14 protein-coding genes and 6 tRNA genes are annotated in these 17,034 nt (G+C 34.4%); 7 read left to right on the forward strand and 13 right to left on the reverse strand.

All coding sequences use genetic code 11. The features are described from left to right. Positions 1-302: 302 nt before the first annotated feature. From FGM02_RS16005 to FGM02_RS16035, 7 genes are all read right to left on the reverse strand, one after another. Positions 303-375, reverse strand: a tRNA-Lys gene (locus FGM02_RS16005). 29 nt (positions 376-404) lie between these two features. After that, a tRNA-Tyr gene (locus FGM02_RS16010) sits at positions 405-485 on the reverse strand. A 124-nt stretch (positions 486-609) separates the two neighbouring features. Continuing rightward, positions 610-682, reverse strand: a tRNA-Lys gene (locus FGM02_RS16015). 32 nt (positions 683-714) lie between these two features. Next, positions 715-795: transfer RNA gene (locus FGM02_RS16020), tRNA-Tyr, on the reverse strand. Positions 796-835: 40 nt separating this feature from the next. After that, positions 836-908 (reverse strand) — tRNA-Lys (locus tag FGM02_RS16025). A 64-nt stretch (positions 909-972) separates the two neighbouring features. Then, positions 973-1,740, reverse strand: a complete 768-nt coding sequence (locus FGM02_RS16030; RefSeq protein WP_139959511.1) for an ABC transporter ATP-binding protein — start codon at positions 1,738-1,740, stop codon at positions 973-975. After that, the gene (locus FGM02_RS16035) at positions 1,741-2,481 is read right to left on the reverse strand and encodes an MlaE family ABC transporter permease (RefSeq protein ID WP_139959512.1); all 741 of its coding nucleotides are present in this window, start codon (positions 2,479-2,481) and stop codon (positions 1,741-1,743) included. A 121-nt stretch (positions 2,482-2,602) separates the two neighbouring features. Here FGM02_RS16035 and pafA point away from each other — a divergent pair, with 121 nt between their 5' ends. After that, positions 2,603-4,234 (forward strand): alkaline phosphatase PafA, encoded by a 1,632-nt coding sequence (pafA, locus tag FGM02_RS16040; RefSeq protein ID WP_139959513.1) that lies wholly within the window; start codon positions 2,603-2,605, stop codon positions 4,232-4,234. 122 nt (positions 4,235-4,356) lie between these two features. Here pafA and FGM02_RS16045 read toward each other — a convergent pair whose 3' ends face one another. Both FGM02_RS16045 and FGM02_RS16050 read right to left on the reverse strand, forming a co-directional pair. Further along, positions 4,357-4,884: a KdsC family phosphatase gene (locus tag FGM02_RS16045; RefSeq protein ID WP_139959514.1), complete on the reverse strand. Its 528-nt coding sequence runs from the start codon at positions 4,882-4,884 to the stop codon at positions 4,357-4,359. Between the two features lie 5 nt (positions 4,885-4,889). After that, entirely contained in the window at positions 4,890-5,636 is a 747-nt protein-coding gene (locus FGM02_RS16050; RefSeq protein WP_139959515.1) for a Rossmann-like and DUF2520 domain-containing protein, read from the reverse strand. 89 nt (positions 5,637-5,725) lie between these two features. Here FGM02_RS16050 and FGM02_RS16055 point away from each other — a divergent pair, with 89 nt between their 5' ends. From FGM02_RS16055 to FGM02_RS16070, 4 genes are all read left to right on the forward strand, one after another. Then, positions 5,726-6,295, forward strand: a complete 570-nt coding sequence (locus FGM02_RS16055) for a glutathione peroxidase (protein ID WP_139959516.1) — start codon at positions 5,726-5,728, stop codon at positions 6,293-6,295. Between the two features lie 20 nt (positions 6,296-6,315). After that, the gene (locus tag FGM02_RS16060; protein WP_243739432.1) at positions 6,316-6,753 is read left to right on the forward strand and encodes a PH domain-containing protein; all 438 of its coding nucleotides are present in this window, start codon (positions 6,316-6,318) and stop codon (positions 6,751-6,753) included. 58 nt (positions 6,754-6,811) lie between these two features. Beyond that, entirely contained in the window at positions 6,812-7,528 is a 717-nt protein-coding gene (gene bshB1 / locus FGM02_RS16065; protein WP_139959517.1) for a bacillithiol biosynthesis deacetylase BshB1, read from the forward strand. 52 nt (positions 7,529-7,580) lie between these two features. Then, positions 7,581-7,656: transfer RNA gene (locus tag FGM02_RS16070), tRNA-His, on the forward strand. 151 nt (positions 7,657-7,807) lie between these two features. On the opposite strand, the gene FGM02_RS16075 is transcribed toward FGM02_RS16070, so the two are convergent. Both FGM02_RS16075 and FGM02_RS16080 read right to left on the reverse strand, forming a co-directional pair. Beyond that, positions 7,808-9,715 (reverse strand): sulfatase, encoded by a 1,908-nt coding sequence (locus FGM02_RS16075; RefSeq protein WP_139959518.1) that lies wholly within the window; start codon positions 9,713-9,715, stop codon positions 7,808-7,810. Between the two features lie 423 nt (positions 9,716-10,138). After that, positions 10,139-12,370, reverse strand: coding sequence for an NADP-dependent isocitrate dehydrogenase (locus FGM02_RS16080; protein ID WP_139959519.1), 2,232 nt, complete (start codon positions 12,368-12,370; stop codon positions 10,139-10,141). Between the two features lie 400 nt (positions 12,371-12,770). Between FGM02_RS16080 and FGM02_RS16085 the strand changes: the two genes are divergently transcribed. After that, positions 12,771-13,436 (forward strand): phosphatase PAP2 family protein, encoded by a 666-nt coding sequence (locus FGM02_RS16085; RefSeq protein WP_139959520.1) that lies wholly within the window; start codon positions 12,771-12,773, stop codon positions 13,434-13,436. Then, a complete protein-coding gene (locus FGM02_RS16090) occupies positions 13,423-14,931 on the forward strand; it encodes an ArnT family glycosyltransferase (protein WP_139959521.1) in 1,509 nt (502 codons plus the stop codon). Before FGM02_RS16085 ends, FGM02_RS16090 begins: the two co-directional genes overlap by 14 nt. 74 nt (positions 14,932-15,005) lie before the next feature. On the opposite strand, the gene rplS is transcribed toward FGM02_RS16090, so the two are convergent. Next, positions 15,006-15,359, reverse strand: coding sequence for a 50S ribosomal protein L19 (gene rplS / locus FGM02_RS16095; protein WP_139959522.1), 354 nt, complete (start codon positions 15,357-15,359; stop codon positions 15,006-15,008). 195 nt (positions 15,360-15,554) lie between these two features. Further along, positions 15,555-17,033 carry a glycosyltransferase family 39 protein gene (locus FGM02_RS16100; RefSeq protein ID WP_139959523.1) on the reverse strand — a complete coding sequence of 493 codons (1,479 nt, stop codon included), beginning with the start codon at positions 17,031-17,033 and terminating at the stop codon, positions 15,555-15,557. Position 17,034: the final 1 nt, after the last annotated feature.

The following is a 17,034-nucleotide window of genomic DNA, read 5'->3' on the forward strand; positions in this document are numbered from 1 at the left end:
ACGTTTAACGCCAAAATCAAAGACTTTAGAAGGAATTTTAGAGGCGTAACTGACCTAAAATTTTTCTTATTTAGATTGACCAAAATTTATGCCTGCACAGAAGAGAACCCAGAAATTGCACCTGATCCGTAATTATCAAAATCCCACAACTTTTACGACTGACCCTAAAAAAGCTCCACATAAAAAATGTGAAGCTTTTTGTGACCGGGCTGGGGCTCACTTCGACAGGCTCAGTGTAAACTTCTTGCCCCAAACCAAATTAGAATAAAAAAAGCTCCACATAAAAAATGTGAAGCTTTTTGTGACCGGGCTGGGGCTCGAACCCAGGACCCTCTCCTTAAAAGGGAGATGCTCTACCAACTGAGCTACCAGGTCGTAGTTAAAAATAAAAAATTGAAATATAGTGGTGAGAGAAGGATTCGAACCTTCGAAGCTTGCGCAGCAGATTTACAGTCTGCCCTCGTTGGCCACTTGAGTATCTCACCAATATTTCAATAAAAGTTAAAATTCACTTTCGCAAATTTTTGTATCCAGAATATTCAGTAAAAACTTAGCATTCTAAACAGTTTCGTAAAAAAAGCTTCACATAAAAAAATGTGAAGCTTTTTGTGACCGGGCTGGGGCTCGAACCCAGGACCCTCTCCTTAAAAGGGAGATGCTCTACCAACTGAGCTACCAGGTCAGACTAAAACTAGAAAATAGATTGAAATATAGTGGTGAGAGAAGGATTCGAACCTTCGAAGCTTGCGCAGCAGATTTACAGTCTGCCCTCGTTGGCCACTTGAGTATCTCACCAATATTTCAATAAAAGGAAAATTTACTTTCGTAAATTTTGTGACCGGGCTGGGGCTCGAACCCAGGACCCTCTCCTTAAAAGGGAGATGCTCTACCAACTGAGCTACCAGGTCATTATTTCCTTTGTTTTAGCGGGTGCAAATATAGAACCTTATTCCAATAAAACAAACATTTTTATTAATTAATTTCATTTAAATAAGCCTGTCTAACTTTCTTAAATAAATTAGAGCTGTAAACAAAATCTACAACCGATTCATTATCAGTTTTAAAGATCTCTTTTGAAGTTCCTTCCCATGCTTTTAGTCCATCTTGTAAAAAAATAATTTTTTCTCCAATTTCCATTACTGAATTCATATCATGGGTATTTATAACCGTTATGATTTGATATTCGTCTGTAATTTCTTGAATTAAATTATCGATGACAATGGCCGTTTTTGGATCCAATCCAGAATTTGGCTCGTCACAAAATAAATATTTTGGATTCATTACTATAGCTCTGGCAATGGCAACTCGTTTTTGCATACCTCCAGAAAGTTCCGCAGGAAACTTTTTAAAAGCATCTGGCAAGTTTACTCTATTTAAAACAGCACTAACTCGATCTTGCATTTCTGAAAAAGATTGGTCCGTAAACATTTTTAAGGGAAACATGACATTTTCTTCAACCGTTAAGGAATCGAATAGGGCAGAACCTTGAAAAACCATTCCAATATCTTGTCGCAGTTGACGTTTGTCTTTTACGTCCATTTGACCACTAATTCTGCCATCAAAGGAAATTGTTCCTTCTTCAGGGACATGCAAGCCTAATAGACTCTTTAAAAAGACGGTTTTACCAGAACCACTTTGACCAATAATTAAACTTGTTTTTCCCTTTTCAAAGCTAGCACTGATTCCTTTCAAAATTTTTGACTCCCCAAAACTTTTGTGTATGTTGTTTACTTCAATCATTTAGCTTAAAAGTAATTGTGTTAAAAAATAATTTAAAAGAATGATGACAACACTGGTCCAAACTACGGCTTGCGTACTGGCTCTACCCACTTCTAAAGCACCACCTTTTACATAATAGCCATGGTAAGAAGGTACCGTTGCAATAACAAAAGCAAAGACCACCGCTTTTATGGCAGCATATTTTAATAAAAAGGGATTGAAATCCATTTGTATTCCTTCAATATAATTTACAGAATGAAATAAATCGGTTAATGCACCAGCTACCCAACCTCCAAATATTCCTAAAAATATAGCCAAGGCAACTAATAAAGGGTAAAAGAAAACAGCAGCAATTATTTTGGGCAATACCAAGTAGTTAAGTGAATTAATTCCCATAACCTCCAAAGCATCAATTTGCTCAGTAACCCGCATAGTACCAATACTAGAGGTAATAAAAGAACCTACTTTACCTGCTAAAATAACAGAAGCAAATGTAGGTGCAAATTCTAAAATCATGGCTCGTTTGGTGGCAAAACCAATTAAATATTTGGGAATAATTGGGCTTTCAAGGTTTAAGGCTGTTTGTATGGCAATAACGCCACCAACAAAAAAAGCAATAAATGCAACAATACCAACAGATTTTAGGCCTAAATCTTCAATTTCACGGAATAAAGCATCTTTAAAAACATTCCATTTTTGGGGGCGTTTAAATACTTGTCCAAGCATTTGAAAGTACTTCCCAACATGTTCAATATAATTCATGTATAATTCTTGTTTTTTGCTAAAGTATTAAATAATGGTAAGGTTTAAGAAATTCTACATTTAAAATTTTTTAGAATCTGATGTTTGTAGTAAGTTTGGGCAAATTCTAAGATCTAAAAAAATGAAAAAATTATTTTTCTTATTGATGGCATTAAGTACTTTGGCTAGCTTTGCTCAAAAAACAGAACGACCTAAATTGGTGGTTGGTATTGTTGTTGATCAAATGCGATATGATTATTTGGTTCGTTTTGCAGATAAGTTTGGTGATGATGGTTTTAAAAAAATAATCTCTAAAGGTTTTCATTTAGAAAATGCTCATTACAATTATATTCCTACTTATACCGCGGTTGGACATAGCAGTATATTTACAGGAACTACACCTAGCAATCATGGAATTATTGGGAATAATTGGTATGATAAATTTTTGAAAAAAAGTATTTATTGTGTAGATGATAGTCGTTATACCTCTCTAGGAGTTGCTTCGAAAGCAGGACAGAAGTCGCCATACAGGTTGCACGTAACAACGATTGCCGATCAGTTAAAGTTAGCGCAGAATAACAAAGGAAAATCGATTGGGATTGCCATAAAAGATAGGTCTGCTATTTTACCTGTTGGGCATACAGCTAATGCTGCCTATTGGTTTGAAGGAGGTAAAGAAGGGAAATTTATTAGTAGTTCTTTTTATGGTGAAGCTTTGCCGAGTTGGGTGACCAATTTTAATAGCAACGGAAAAGTAGCTTCTTATGTAAACCAAGTTTGGAATACGTATTATCCTATAGAAAACTATACGGAAAGTATGGTCGATGACAATATGTATGAAGGAAAGTTTAAAGGAGAAGAGAAGCCTGTTTTTCCGCATGATATTCCAACATTGAAAAATACGAATGGAAATTATTCTATTTTAAAAGGCATTCCTTTAGGAAATACAATTACCACCGATTTTGCAGAAGCTGCCATCGTAGGAGAAAACTTAGGGAAGTATTCAGTAACCGATTTTTTATCGATTAGTTATTCAAGTACCGATTATGTTGGGCATAAATATGGTGTAGATTCGAAAGAAATTGAAGACACCTATATCAGAATGGATTTTGAAATTGCACGCTTGCTAAAATTTCTAGACAAGCAAGTAGGGAAAAAGAAATACACTTTGTTTTTAACAGCGGATCATGCCGTAGCGCAAACACCTAATTATTTAAAAGAATTACATATTCCTGCGGCTTATTTTGATGATAAAGGTTTTAATGCTTTTGTAAAACAATTGGTAAATGAAAAATTTGGTTCAAAAGAACTCATTGAAAATATTTCTAATTATCAAATCTTTTTAAATAAGAAGAAATTAAAAGAATTGAAGTTAAGCAGCCGAGTGGTTGAAGAGTTTTTAGTGGATGAAGTGGTTGCTTTTGAAAATATTTACAAAACGGTAAGTGCGCATACTTTACAAAACACATATTTTGATGCAGGCTTGTTGAGTTTGGTGCAAAGGGGCTACAATCAAAAATTGTCTGGTGATGTATTTTTTATTCCCAACCCAGCTACTTTAAGCTCTGGGTATAAACATACAGGTACGAGTCATGGTACAGGTTATAGTTATGACACCCATGTGCCCATGATTTTTTATGGTTTTGGAATTAACCAAGGGAGTTCTAAAAAGTACCAAGCCATTACAGCTATTGCACCAACTATTTCTAGTTTGTTGCAAATTGAATTTCCAAATGGAAATACAGGAACTGTTATAGAAGAGGTGTTAAAGTAAGGCTTGAGTTTCAGTAAAAAACAGGTATTAATACCTAGCTGTAAAAGGTGAATAAAAATAAAAATCCCTTGATCTATTCATAAGATCAAGGGATTTTTTTATTAATTGAAAATGTTTGATCGTTAATCAAACTTTGCGTAAAATTTTCCTTTCCATTTGCCTTGTACACGCATAATTTGTTCAATAACATCACGTACACATCCTTCGCCACCTTTTTTAGGTGAAATATATTTAGAAACTTCTTTAATTTCTGTTGCAGCATCTTGTGGAGCACAAGGAAAACCTACTAATTCCATAACAGGATAATCAGGGACGTCATCACCCATATATAATACGTTTTCAGGTAGTAAATTATACTTGTCAATAATTTGGTAATACTGTTTTATTTTGTCGTGTGCTCCTAAAAAAATATCTGTTAAGCCTAAACCTTGCAAGCGAGTTCTTACTGCTTCATTGCTTCCGCCAGAAATAATACAAACTTTGTAACCAGCATCAACTGCCGTTTTTAAAGCATAACCATCCTTTATGTTCATTTGACGAACCAACTGTCCGTCAGGAAAAACAGTCACCATTCCGTTAGTTAAAACACCATCTACATCAAAAATTAAGGTGTCAATTTGTGGCATTAATTCTTTATAACTTACTTCCATTTTTTTTAGGTTTTTAAAATTGCTGCTGTCAGCAATTGATATATTTCTTTTTGTTGTAAATCCAATTTGGATTCGTGAATTTTTATCGTTTCTTGATCGTTTCTACTAGCAGGTCCTGTTTGTGCTTCTGTTGGTGACAGTTTGTTTAACTTTGTCGCTGTTTCTAGAATTAAGGGATGCAAAATTTCAAAAGGAATTTTATTTTCTGTACAAATGTCTTCTCCAATTTTATAGAGGTGATTCACAAAATTATTGACAAATACAGCAGCAATATGTAAAGTTTTTCTTTGAGAAGAATCGATGCGGTATACTTTAGTGGAAATTTTTTCAGCCAAGTCCTTTAGTAATAAAACGTCCTTTTCAGTACTTGCTTCTATGCAAATAGGAATGTGTTGAAAATCGACGGGTTTGTTTTTGCTAAACGATTGCAGTGGGTAAAAAACACCTTTTTTTTCTCTTTTACCTAAGATAGCTATATCCATAGCGCCTGAAGTATGCACAAGCAATCCTTTTTTGTTTGTCAGTTGGTCAGCGATTTCCTTTATGGATTTGTCTGCAATACATATGATGTATATGTCGGCCGCTTTTAAATTGTTCAAACTATCGGTAAGTTCGGTGCTGTTTTTAAAAGCACTAATCGCCTGTAAATTCCGATTGTAAATTTGTAGCAATTGAATACCCGGGGTTTTTATAAATAATTCAGCCAAATGCGTGGCTAAATTTCCTCCTCCAAGTAGTGTAATTGTAATCATAAAGCGAAGATACTAACTAATATTATTTTGCGCACTTTTTGAAAGGGAATTTGTACTTTTGAAAGGAATGAAACTAAAATTATAAAGAGATGAAATATATTTTATTATTGGTGGTAGTACTTACTTTGGTGGGGTTTAACTATTATAAAAAAACGAAGAATAAAAAAGCTGCTTTGGGGGTTTCTTCCATTTATGACTTTAAGGTAAAGGATTTGCAAAATAAGGAGTTTGATTTTTCGAGTTTGAAAGGCAAAAAAATAATGATTGTAAATACGGCTTCTAAATGTGGACTGACACCACAATATGAAGGTTTGCAAAAATTATACGAAACCTATAAAGATGATGGATTTGTTATTGTAGGTTTTCCTTCCAACGATTTTTTATTTCAAGAACCAGGAACCGCAGATGAAATCGCTTCTTTTTGTCAGTTGAACTATGGCGTTACTTTTCCAATGATGCAAAAAGTAAAAGTGAAAGGAAGTAAACAACATCCCGTCTACCAGTATTTAACAAAAAAAGTAAACAATGGATTACAGGATTCTAAAGTGAAGTGGAATTTTCAAAAGTATTTGATCAATAGAGAAGGAGCTTTAGAAATGGTTATTTCGCCTAAAACAAAACCAAACGACGCTGCTATTATTAGTTGGATAGAAAAATAGTTTTTTAACAAACTGAAAAAATGAAATTCAAAAGTAGAAAAGATTTTTTTATGAAGGGCATGACCTTCGGTACCAGTATTTTTTTGATGGTTATTTTATTTATTAGAATTCTAACAGAAGGCTACAGTCAGTTGGGCTTTGTTTTTTTAGATCTTATAATCTTAACCACAATTGGTTTGCTGGTTTGGATTTATGTAGGTACTGCTTATGAATTGACGTCAACGGAATTAAAATACAAAAGTGGACCTTTAAGTGGTGCGGTGAAAATTGAAAAAATTACGGAAATAATTGTGGGAGGAACTCTTTGGTCTGGTGTAAAACCCGCAACAGCTTTGAAGGGTTTGCTGATTAAATTTGGCAAGTATGATGAGATTTATATAAGTCCGGAAACAAATGCCACATTTGTTGAAAAAATTAAGACACTAAACAAAAACATAAAAATAACGGAGAAAAAATAATTTTCTTCATAAGAATCAATTACCCAAGAATTGTAGTTGGGTAGAAAAATTAACAAACATGAAATTAGATATATTGGCTATAGGCGCACATCCAGATGATGTGGAATTAGGATGTTCAGGAACATTGGCAAAAGAAATTTCTTTAGGGAAGAAAGTCGGCATTTTAGATTTAACGCGTGGAGAACTAGGAACAAGAGGTTCTGCAGAAATTAGAGACGCTGAAGCAGCGGCAGCAGCAAAAATTTTAGGAGTTTCGGTTCGTGAAAATTTAGCCTTTCAAGATGGCTTTTTTGTCAATGACAAAGCACATCAATTAAAGATTATAGAAATTATTCGAAAATACCAACCAGAGATTGTTTTGTGCAACGCTATAGACGATCGTCATATAGATCATCCAAAAGGAAGTAAATTAACTTCAGACGCTTGTTTTTTATCAGGCTTGCGAAAGATAGTAACCGAGCATAACGGAGAAGTGCAGCAGGAGTGGAGACCCAAAAAAGTGTACCATTACATCCAATGGAAAAATTTAGAACCCGATTTTGTTGTAGATGTTACAGGATTTATGGATGTGAAACTAAAAGCGGTAAAAGCATACGGTTCGCAGTTCTACGATCCTAACAGTTCTGAGCCAGAATCGCCTATAACTAGCAAGAATTTTTTAGATAGTGTGGTTTATAGAGCAAATGATTTAGGAAGAATGATTGGAGTGGAAAGTGCAGAGGGTTATAATTCAGAACGTTATGTAGCCGTTGAAAAATTAGATGATTTAATTTAAAAAAAAGTTTGCAGGATTAATGAAATAGTGTAAATTTGCATCCGTTAAACATGGTGGTTGTAGCTCAGTTGGTTAGAGTATCGGTTTGTGGTACCGAGTGTCGCGGGTTCGAGTCCCGTCTTCCACCCAAGTTTTCAAAGCTTCTCAGAAATGAGAAGCTTTTTTTTGTGCTTGTTTTTTTGAAATATAGAGAAGTCTTAGCGTAGACTGCAAAAAAAAATTAGGCTGTCTGAAAATAAAATTTCAGACAGCCTATTGCTTGTTTAAGAAAGGTTGTGCTTATTTCGCGGACAGTGCAAAATCGGAGTACTGCTTTTTAAGAGATCTCAGTCCTTTTATGGTAGGCATTTCAGGGTAACTAACCAAGAAATTATGCTCGTCAATTAAGTTAAGGATGTAATGTGTAGTTCCTTTAGGTAAAGTTACAGTTACAGTGCCATTTGAGTTTATTTTCGCCTGTAATTTAAACCATTCCTCATATCTATGTCCGCCATTTTTGGTGTACATTAAATTTGCGATTGCTATTTTAGCACCATGTTCTTTAAAAGTGAATGTAACTTCGTTTTTCTTTTTAGAAGTACTGGTTACTGAAGGTACCGTTTCTTTATGTTCCATTTCGTTCTTGTTAGAAGGATTGTAAGAAGGGTAGCTGGCTTTCATTTCGGTCAAGATAGCAGTTAGCTGGGCGTTCATTTCTTGTGTTTTTTTAGGCTGAGCGCTTGCTAAGTTTTTAGCTTCTTCTATGTCTACACGTTTTGCAGTTCCATTCGTAGTTTTGTACAATTGATAAAGCTCAAATTGCGGAGTTCTTGGGTTGTTTTTATAATCGTAGTTTCTAATTAATTTATAATCGCCAACACGTAAGGTACTTTGGTAAGAAGAGTGAGGGAAGTGCCACATCATGGTAGTTCTTTCTTTCCCTGTTTTGTCTAGTACCAGTTTAGCATCGGTTGGATCTTTTAATAACAGGTTTGATAAGTCATCACCATCTAAATGTTTGTTCTTTGGAGTATCTACATCTAATAAAGATAAAATGGTAGGATAAAAATCGAGTCCGTTAACCACTACGTCCGATTGAATTCCTTTTTTTATTCCAGGACCTGCAATAAGTAAAGGGACTCTCGTACCTCCTTCTTTAGCGTTAATTTTTCCTTTGTCTAGTGGGTAGTTGTCGGTAATAATTTCTCCTGGATGTTTTTCCATTCCTCCATTATCAGAGGTGAAAATAATGTAAGTATTCTCACTTAATTTATGACCTGGCCAACGAGGATCATCCGTCGTTTCTAAATAAGTAAAAACTTGTCCAACATAATAATCCAACATTTCTACCATGGCGCAGTAAAAAGGATTGCTTTGTCCTTCTACGGTCCATTTTTTTGGGTCTGTCGGATAATCGACACCTAGTTTTTTACAGTATTTTTCTAAAAGTGCTTTGCTTCTTGTGTGAATAGGAGCGTGTACTAAAAAGGTTGCGAAGTACAAGAAAAAAGGATCTTGTTTGTTTTCTTTTAAGAATTTTAGAGCATCTTGGCTATTTTGATGGTAAGGAAATCCATTCTCATCTAAACGATAAGGGTCTGAAGCTTTATAGGTAGCAAAATCGGTTAACCTATGAGGTTTTTGGGGGGTTGTCGCGCCACGGTTCGCGGTAGATATATCAAAACCTTGGTCTAATGGCTGAGGATAGGCAAAATGATTGATGGCCATATGCCATTTTCCAGCGTGTCCAGTTTTATATCCTTTTTGTTGCAATGCTCTAGCTAAAGTCATTTCATTTTCAGGCATACGTCCACTGTACCATGGATCCATAATTCGTTGTATGTTTTTGTTCGCATAGGTTGTGGGAGGTGCTCCACCTACAACATGTGTTTTTTGAGCTCTAGCAGGGTGGGTTCCACTCATAATAGCACATCTACTAGGTGCACAGGTTGGAGCAGGAGAGTAGGCTTGCCAGAACTGCACACCCTTTTGAGCAAAGGCATCTAAGTTTGGAGTTTCGTAGGGCGAAGGCTGGTCTATATCGTAACATTTTACGTCCTGCCATCCTAAATCATCTGTAAGTAAAAGAACCACATTGGGCTCCGGTCTGTTTCCATTTAAATCTTTGTAACTAGATTTTTTTTGAGCAGTGGCTACCACAGAAATGCTACAAGCTAAAGCAAGCTGCAAATAATTTTTTAAATTCATTTGATAAGGTGTTTAATTTTTTAGACTAGGTATTCTATGTATATTTTGTTTGCTACGAGGCTTTCCGCATAAAAAAACATTCTACTTGTTAAATGAGTTGCATTTAGGTCGAGTAGGCTAATAATGCAGAGTAATCTCGGTTATATTGTAAATCAAAGATCTCATATTTTATTATTAAACAGGGTCTCAAATCTATTATTCCTTTGCTCATTTTAGTTTTATGGCGATTTATAAGTCGAATTTTAGTTTGTGTTGATGGTTCAATTTGCGCTATACGTGTGTTTTGTGTGAAAAGAGCAAAATTGTCTAAAATTTTTAGGAGAGTTTGTGTAGAGTAGTTAGGTGTGATTTTAGGGTAATGCAAAAAAAAGGCTCTCTAAAATTTAATTTTAGAGAGCCTTTTTAGAGTTGTTTTTATGAAACTTAATTCACAGATGCCAAAGCATTGTTTAACAAAGCACTTGGTCGCATAGCGGCAGCAGCTTTTTCTACATTAGGGTAGAAATAACCACCTAAATCTATAGCAGTTCCTTGTGCATTATTCAATTCAGCTAAAATAGCCTCTTTGTTTTCTGTTAATTGTTTTGCTAAAGGAGCAAAAGCAGCTTGTAATTCAGCATCTTCAGTTTGGTCAGCCAAAGCTTGAGACCAATACATAGCTAAATAAAAATGACTTCCTCTATTGTCCAATTCACCAACTTTACGAGAAGGAGAGTTGTCGTTTGTTAAGAAAGTAGTATTCGCACTGTTTAAAGTTTCAGAAAGTATAGTAGCTTTTTTGTTGTTTGTTTTGATACCTAGATCTTCTAAAGAAACAGACAAAGCTAAAAATTCACCTAAGGAATCCCAACGTAAATGTCCTTCTTCCACAAATTGTTGTACATGCTTTGGAGCAGAACCACCAGCACCTGTTTCAAACAATCCACCACCATTCATTAAAGGAACAATAGATAACATTTTAGCAGAAGTTCCTAATTCTAAAATTGGGAATAAATCTGTTAAGTAATCACGCAATACATTTCCTGTTACAGAAATTGCATCTTTTCCAGCTTTGATTCTTTCTAAAGTTACCTTAGTTGCTTCCACAGGAGATAAGATAGAAATTTCTAAACCAGTTGTATCATGGTTTGGCAAATAGGTATTCACCTTTTTGATCAATTCAGCATCGTGTGCTCTATTTTCATCTAACCAGAAAATGGCAGGTGTTTGTGTGGCTTTCGCTCTAGTAACTGCCAATTTGATCCAGTCTTGAACAGGAGCATCTTTTACTTGACAAGCTCTAAAAATATCGCCAGCTTCAACTTCTTGTTCTAGTAAAACAGTTCCGTTGGCGTCGGTTACCTTAACAGTTCCAGCAGCAGCTATTTGGAAAGTTTTATCGTGAGATCCATATTCTTCAGCTTTTTGAGCCATCAATCCAACATTAGGAACAGTTCCCATGGTGGTTGGGTCAAAAGCACCATTTTTCTTACAGAAATCAATTGTTTCTTGGTATACACCCGCGTAACATCTGTCTGGAATTAATGCTTTTGTATCTTGTGCTTTGCCATCAATATTCCACATTTTACCAGAAGTACGAATCATTGCTGGCATAGAGGCGTCAATAATTACATCACTTGGAACGTGTAGGTTGGTAATTCCCTTGTCAGAATTTACCATTGCCAAGGCAGGGCTATTTTCGTAAACAGCTTCAATAGCTGCTTTAATTTCTTCTTGCTCAGCGGCAGGTAAAGAACCTATTTTATTATATACATCTCCAATTCCGTTGTTTGAAGAAATTCCTAATTCAGCAAATTTAGCACCGTATTTGTCAAAAACATCTTTGTAAAAAACTTCTACAATTGCTCCGAAAATAATTGGGTCAGAAACTTTCATCATGGTTGCTTTCATGTGTACAGAAAACAAAACTCCGTTTGCTTTGGCATCTTCAATTTCTTTGGCAACAAAAGCTTTTAATTTAGAAATACTTAAAGCAGAGGCATCAACAATTTCTCCCGCTAGTACAGGTAAACTTTCTTTTAATACACTTACAGAACCGTCATTTGCGTATAAAGCAATTTGTAAAGTTCCATCAGCTTCAATGGTTACAGCTTTTTCACTTCCGTAAAAATCTCCTTCTTCCATACTCGCTACATGCGATTTTGAATCAGAAGACCAAGCCCCCATAGAGTGTGGGTTGTTTTGTGCGTAAACTTTTACAGGTCCGGCAACTCTACGATCAGAATTTCCTTCTCTTAAAACAGGGTTTACAGCAGAACCTAAAACTTTAGAATAATTGGCTTTGATTTCTTTTTCTTCATCAGTTTGTGGAGCTTCCGGAAAATTTGGAATAGCATATCCACTAGCTTGCAATTCTGCAATAGCCGCTTTTAATTGCGGTACAGAAGCACTAATATTTGGTAACTTAATAATATTTGCTTCCGGCTTTTTAGCCAAAGCTCCTAGTTCAGCCAAAGCATCAACAACCTTTTGCTCTTCTGTTAAATAACTAGAAAAATTAGCTAAAATTCTAGCTCCTAAAGAAATATCCTTCCTCTGAATTTCAATATTTGCTTTTTTAGTAAATGTTTCTACGATAGGTAAAAAAGAGTGTGTAGCCAAAGCAGGAGCTTCGTCCGTAATTGTGTACACAATTTGAGATGTCTTTGTTGTCATAGGTTAAAATTTAATGAGAATTGTTGTTAAACAAATACTCGAGGATTCATTTATAGCAGTGGCTATAAAATAAAAATTAGTAAAATAAAACTATCTGATCAAAACACAGTTGTTAGGCTGTTTTTAAGCAGTACAAATGTAGTGATTATTAGTAATAAAGTGAGTTTTAAAATAATAGAAATCTAGGCTGGTTTTTGTTAAATGGTTAAATATTAGTTGTTCTTTTTGTGTTATTCTGAAAATGCTATTTTTTTAAGGCAATTCTTTGCAATTCATCTAAAGAATTGTGGCTACTTAACAATTCTGTAACAAGAAATTTATTTTATTAATATATACATAATCTTGTGGCGTTCTTGTTATAAAACGGAAGTTCTTTTTTTGTGTTACTAATACACGTACTATGAATTCAGCTTTTTTGAAAATTCAAATGAAACAAGTTTTCGGTTTGCTTTTGTTTCTTGTTTTATTTTTTCTTTTTACCGATCAAAATTTACACTTGTTCGTCAATTCTTATCACAGTCCATTTTTTGATGTGTTTTTTAAATATGTCACGTTTTTTGGTGATGGGGCTTTGTTCGGTGTTTTTATCATTACCTTTTTTATTGTCAAGAAAAAACATTGCTTAAAATTTGTGATTTCAGGACTCCTGACCTTGCTGATTACTTTTGTACTAAAGAAATTAATTTTTTTAGGAACGCCAAGACCGGTTGAGTATTTTGGCGAAGAAAAATTGCATTTAATTGAAGGTGTAAAAATGTGTCATTGGAATACCTTTCCTTCGGGGCATGCCATGGCTGCTTTTGCCATGTTTTTCATCCTATTTATCATCAGTAAAAGTCCCTATTTAAAATGGGGAGCTTTGTCCATCGCTTTTTTAGCAGCTCTTTCTAGAGTGTATTTGTCGCAGCACTTTTTATTAGATATTCTTGTTGGAGGTATGTTAGGAGTAGGAATTGCTAGGCTTAGTAATTATTGGGGGATTTTATGGTTCAAACAAATAAAAAAGAAAAGGAAAATGGCGAAGAATAAAATTTCTAAAAGAGGATTGGAGAATGAACTTTTTTAATAATTTATCGCATCAAAAAACAGCTTATTTTTTTATTTTTCTGTCTACATTGTTCCGACTTTTTCTAGCTGGAAGTCTTGAGTTTGGTAACGATGAAGTATATTATTGGTTGTATGCATTGCAGCCAGATATCAGTCATTTTGATCATCCGCCAATGGTGGGTTATTTTATTCAATTTTTTACTGCAGATTTGTTTTTGGATTCGGAATTGTGGATTCGATTGGCGGCTATAATTCCTGGTAGTTTGACTATGTTGCTGGTGTATAAAATAGGTGTGGAGTTGGATAATGAATATACCGGGCTACTTGGTGTGTTGTTGTATCAAATCAGTCCATATGGATTGCTTATTTCTGGTACGCTGATTTTACCTGATGCACCTTTGTTGCTGTTTTGGATGGCTGCATTTTATTGTTTTTTAAAAAGTTTGCCTTTTCAGCCCGATGGAAAGAATACAGTTTATTTATTATTTGGTTTTGTGTGTACGGGCTTGGCTATTTATTCCAAATATCAAGCAGTGTATTTGTTATTTGGAGCGGTAGCGTATGTTGTTTTTTTGAATAGGAGTTGGTTAAGAATTCGTCAGTTTTACTTCGGTTTTATTGTGCCTATTTTAGTTGTTCTGCTTATTTTTTCTTGGAACTATGAAAATAATTTTAGTTCGTTTTCATTTCATGGCGCTAGAGTCGCGTTTTGGGGGTTGAATTTTAATTGGTCAAGTTTTCTTCAAGAGGTTGTGGGACAAATAGCTTATAACAATCCGTATATCATTGTGTTGGTTTTGTTTGCTATTTTCAATCTAAAAAAGCTGACCACACCGTTAGAGTTGAAAAAGAAATATATGTTTTTGTTTTTCTCCTTACCATTAATAGCGACAGTGATTTATTTGTCTTTGTATAAAAGTACCTTACCGCACTGGTCTGGAGTTGCTTACTGTACTTTATTGCCGTTGGTTGCTATGTTTTTAAGTGTTCGAAAAAAAATAGCCAAACAGTTTTATTACGGAATTGCGGTGTTTTGGATGTTAGTATTGGTGCTTGTAGGATGTATTAATTGCGGCTGGTTTTCTGTTGACATAGAAAATGTTTCAAAGAAAACGCTAGGAAATAAAGATTTGACCTTAGATATGTATGGTTGGCAGCAAGCTTCAGAGAAATTGGCTGTTTTTTTACAAGAGAATACACAATTAAAAGCTTTGCCTATAGTCATCAATAAATGGTATCCAGGAAGTCATATTCATTATTATTTGGCCAAGCCTAACAATAGAGAAGTATATGCTTTGGGAAGTTTAACGGATATTCATAAATATTATTGGTGGAATGAAAAACTAGGGCGTAAACCAAAAGCTGCCTTGTATATAACAGATAGTAGAAATTACACAGATCCAAATAAAATTTATGATAGGGATTATGCTAAGATTCAATTGTTGCAAATACTTCCGATTGAGAGAAACGGGCAACTTGTAAAAAATGTATTTGTCTTTCGGTTGCAAGAATAGCGCAGCGTTTGTATCAAAAAAAAACTCGTTTGAAAAGTATCAAACGAGTTTTTATATTTTTAAGAGAAGAAATCTTATTTACGACGGATTTCTTTGATTCTTGCTTTTTTACCAGTAAGTTCTCTAAAGTAGAAAATACGAGCTCTTCTTACTTTACCTTGCTTGTTAACTTCAATTTTTTGAATAGCTGGTAAGTTTAATGGGAAGATACGCTCTACACCAACTGTTCCAGACATTTTTCTAATTGTAAAAGTTTCTGATGCTCCAGCACCTCTTCTTTGAATAACAACTCCTCTATAAAACTGAGTACGAGTTTTGCTACCCTCTTTAATTTCATAATACACAGTAATTGTGTCTCCAGCTTGAAATTCTGGAAGATCGTTTTTTGTTACAAATTCGTTTTGTACAAAATCTACTAAATTAGCCATTGTTTTCTATATTTAATGGGTTTTCAACAAATCAACATTCACGATTCTCGTCAGAGGTTAATTTTGAGGTTGCAAATATATATCTTTTTTTTCTATTCTTACGCCGTAAATTCTTTTTTTATAGGTAAGATCTTTTACACCGTTTTAAAAATGTTCTTGTTGAAAATCAGTTTGTTAGGTAATGTGTTCTACGGGCTATTTATTTGCTAAGTAATTTTTACAGTGGTATACCCAAAATTTACGAATGTCTTTGTCTCCTTTTTTAATAAAAATAGGGGCTAGTTGTTCTACTTCAGTAAAGTAGTCGGTTAAATCTTTTCTAGGTTTGTCGTTTTTATCTCTGTTTTTAAAACGTTTGTCAGAGTCTATAAAAATAGCATCCTTACCTTTTAATAACTGCAAATCGTCACCAATATAATCAAAATGCAGGGCAGGCTCACCGATGATGTTTTGAGAGTAAATTTTTTGTTCGGTAAAAAAGGTCATACAGGCGGCCGTTTTGTAGCTGTCTGCTGAAAAAATAAATGTGTCAGGATATCTTTCTTGAAGTTTTTCCGTTTCTTGTGTTAATTCTTCCCAACCTAACCAGGTATCATCACTTTTAATGGGAGCCACATAAAAAAGGATTTCTACAGCTACCAATAAGTGAAAAATAAGAGAAATAATTAAATGTGATTTGATCAGTTTTTTAGAAATAAAAATACTAGCCAAAATTATCCCTGTCATATAAGAAGGCATCATCCAGTTAAGTTTAACCCAGTAAATAGGAGTAAGCAAAAAGAAACCTAAAAAAGTAGGCAGAAAAAAGGCCAATAAAAATAGAATATGAGCAGAAGGTAATTTGAATTTGGTTAATGCTCGTTTGCTGTATTTGAACAGTAAATTAAAAAATACACAAAGTAAAATAGGCAATAACAAAAACAATTGATGCCCTAAAGCTCCGAATAAAAAGTTGGGCTTGAATTCAAATTTCGAAATGTCACCAGTTCTTGTCGAAGATTGAAAGAGAAAACTAGCAAAATCATTTTGATAGTTCCAATACCAAACAGGGAAAGTAACTAGGGCAGAAATGAGTAAGCACATCCATAGCCATGGCGATTTCAATAATTTTCTATGCGTATTCGAAAAAGCTAAAAATAGCAGCAATCCTATTTGTAATAATAAGGCCGTGTATTTGCTGTCAAAAGCTAATCCCATAAGAATACCAGCTACAATCCAATATGTTTTTTGTTCTTGAAATAAGGCTTTGTATAAAGCAATTAGCGATAAAGTCCAAAATAAAATCAACGGAACATCTGGCGTAGAATTAAAACTAAGTATCGAAATAAATAAGGTAGAACTTAATAAAACCAGCGCATTTAAGGCTTTTTGCTTGCTTAAAAAATAACTAGCGAGTTTGTGGAAACTTAAAAGTGTAATTGAGGTCACAAAAAAATCGGCAAACTTAACCACAAAAACTGTTTTGCCAAAAACGGTGGTAAATAATCGCAAAATATAGGCAATCATTCCAGGGTGATCAAAATACGAAAGCGATAAATGTTCTCCGTAAAAATGATAATACGCATCTTGAGGCATCAATCCCATAAAAGGCAATAGCAACAATCGGAACAATTGAAAACCGAGCACAATGCTTAAGGCAGGGTGTTTTTTTGAGAAGTTTATAATAGTATTCATA

The sequence above is a fragment of the Flavicella sediminum genome, assembly GCF_006381105.1.
GTDB lineage: Bacteria > Bacteroidota > Bacteroidia > Flavobacteriales > Flavobacteriaceae > Flavicella > Flavicella sediminum.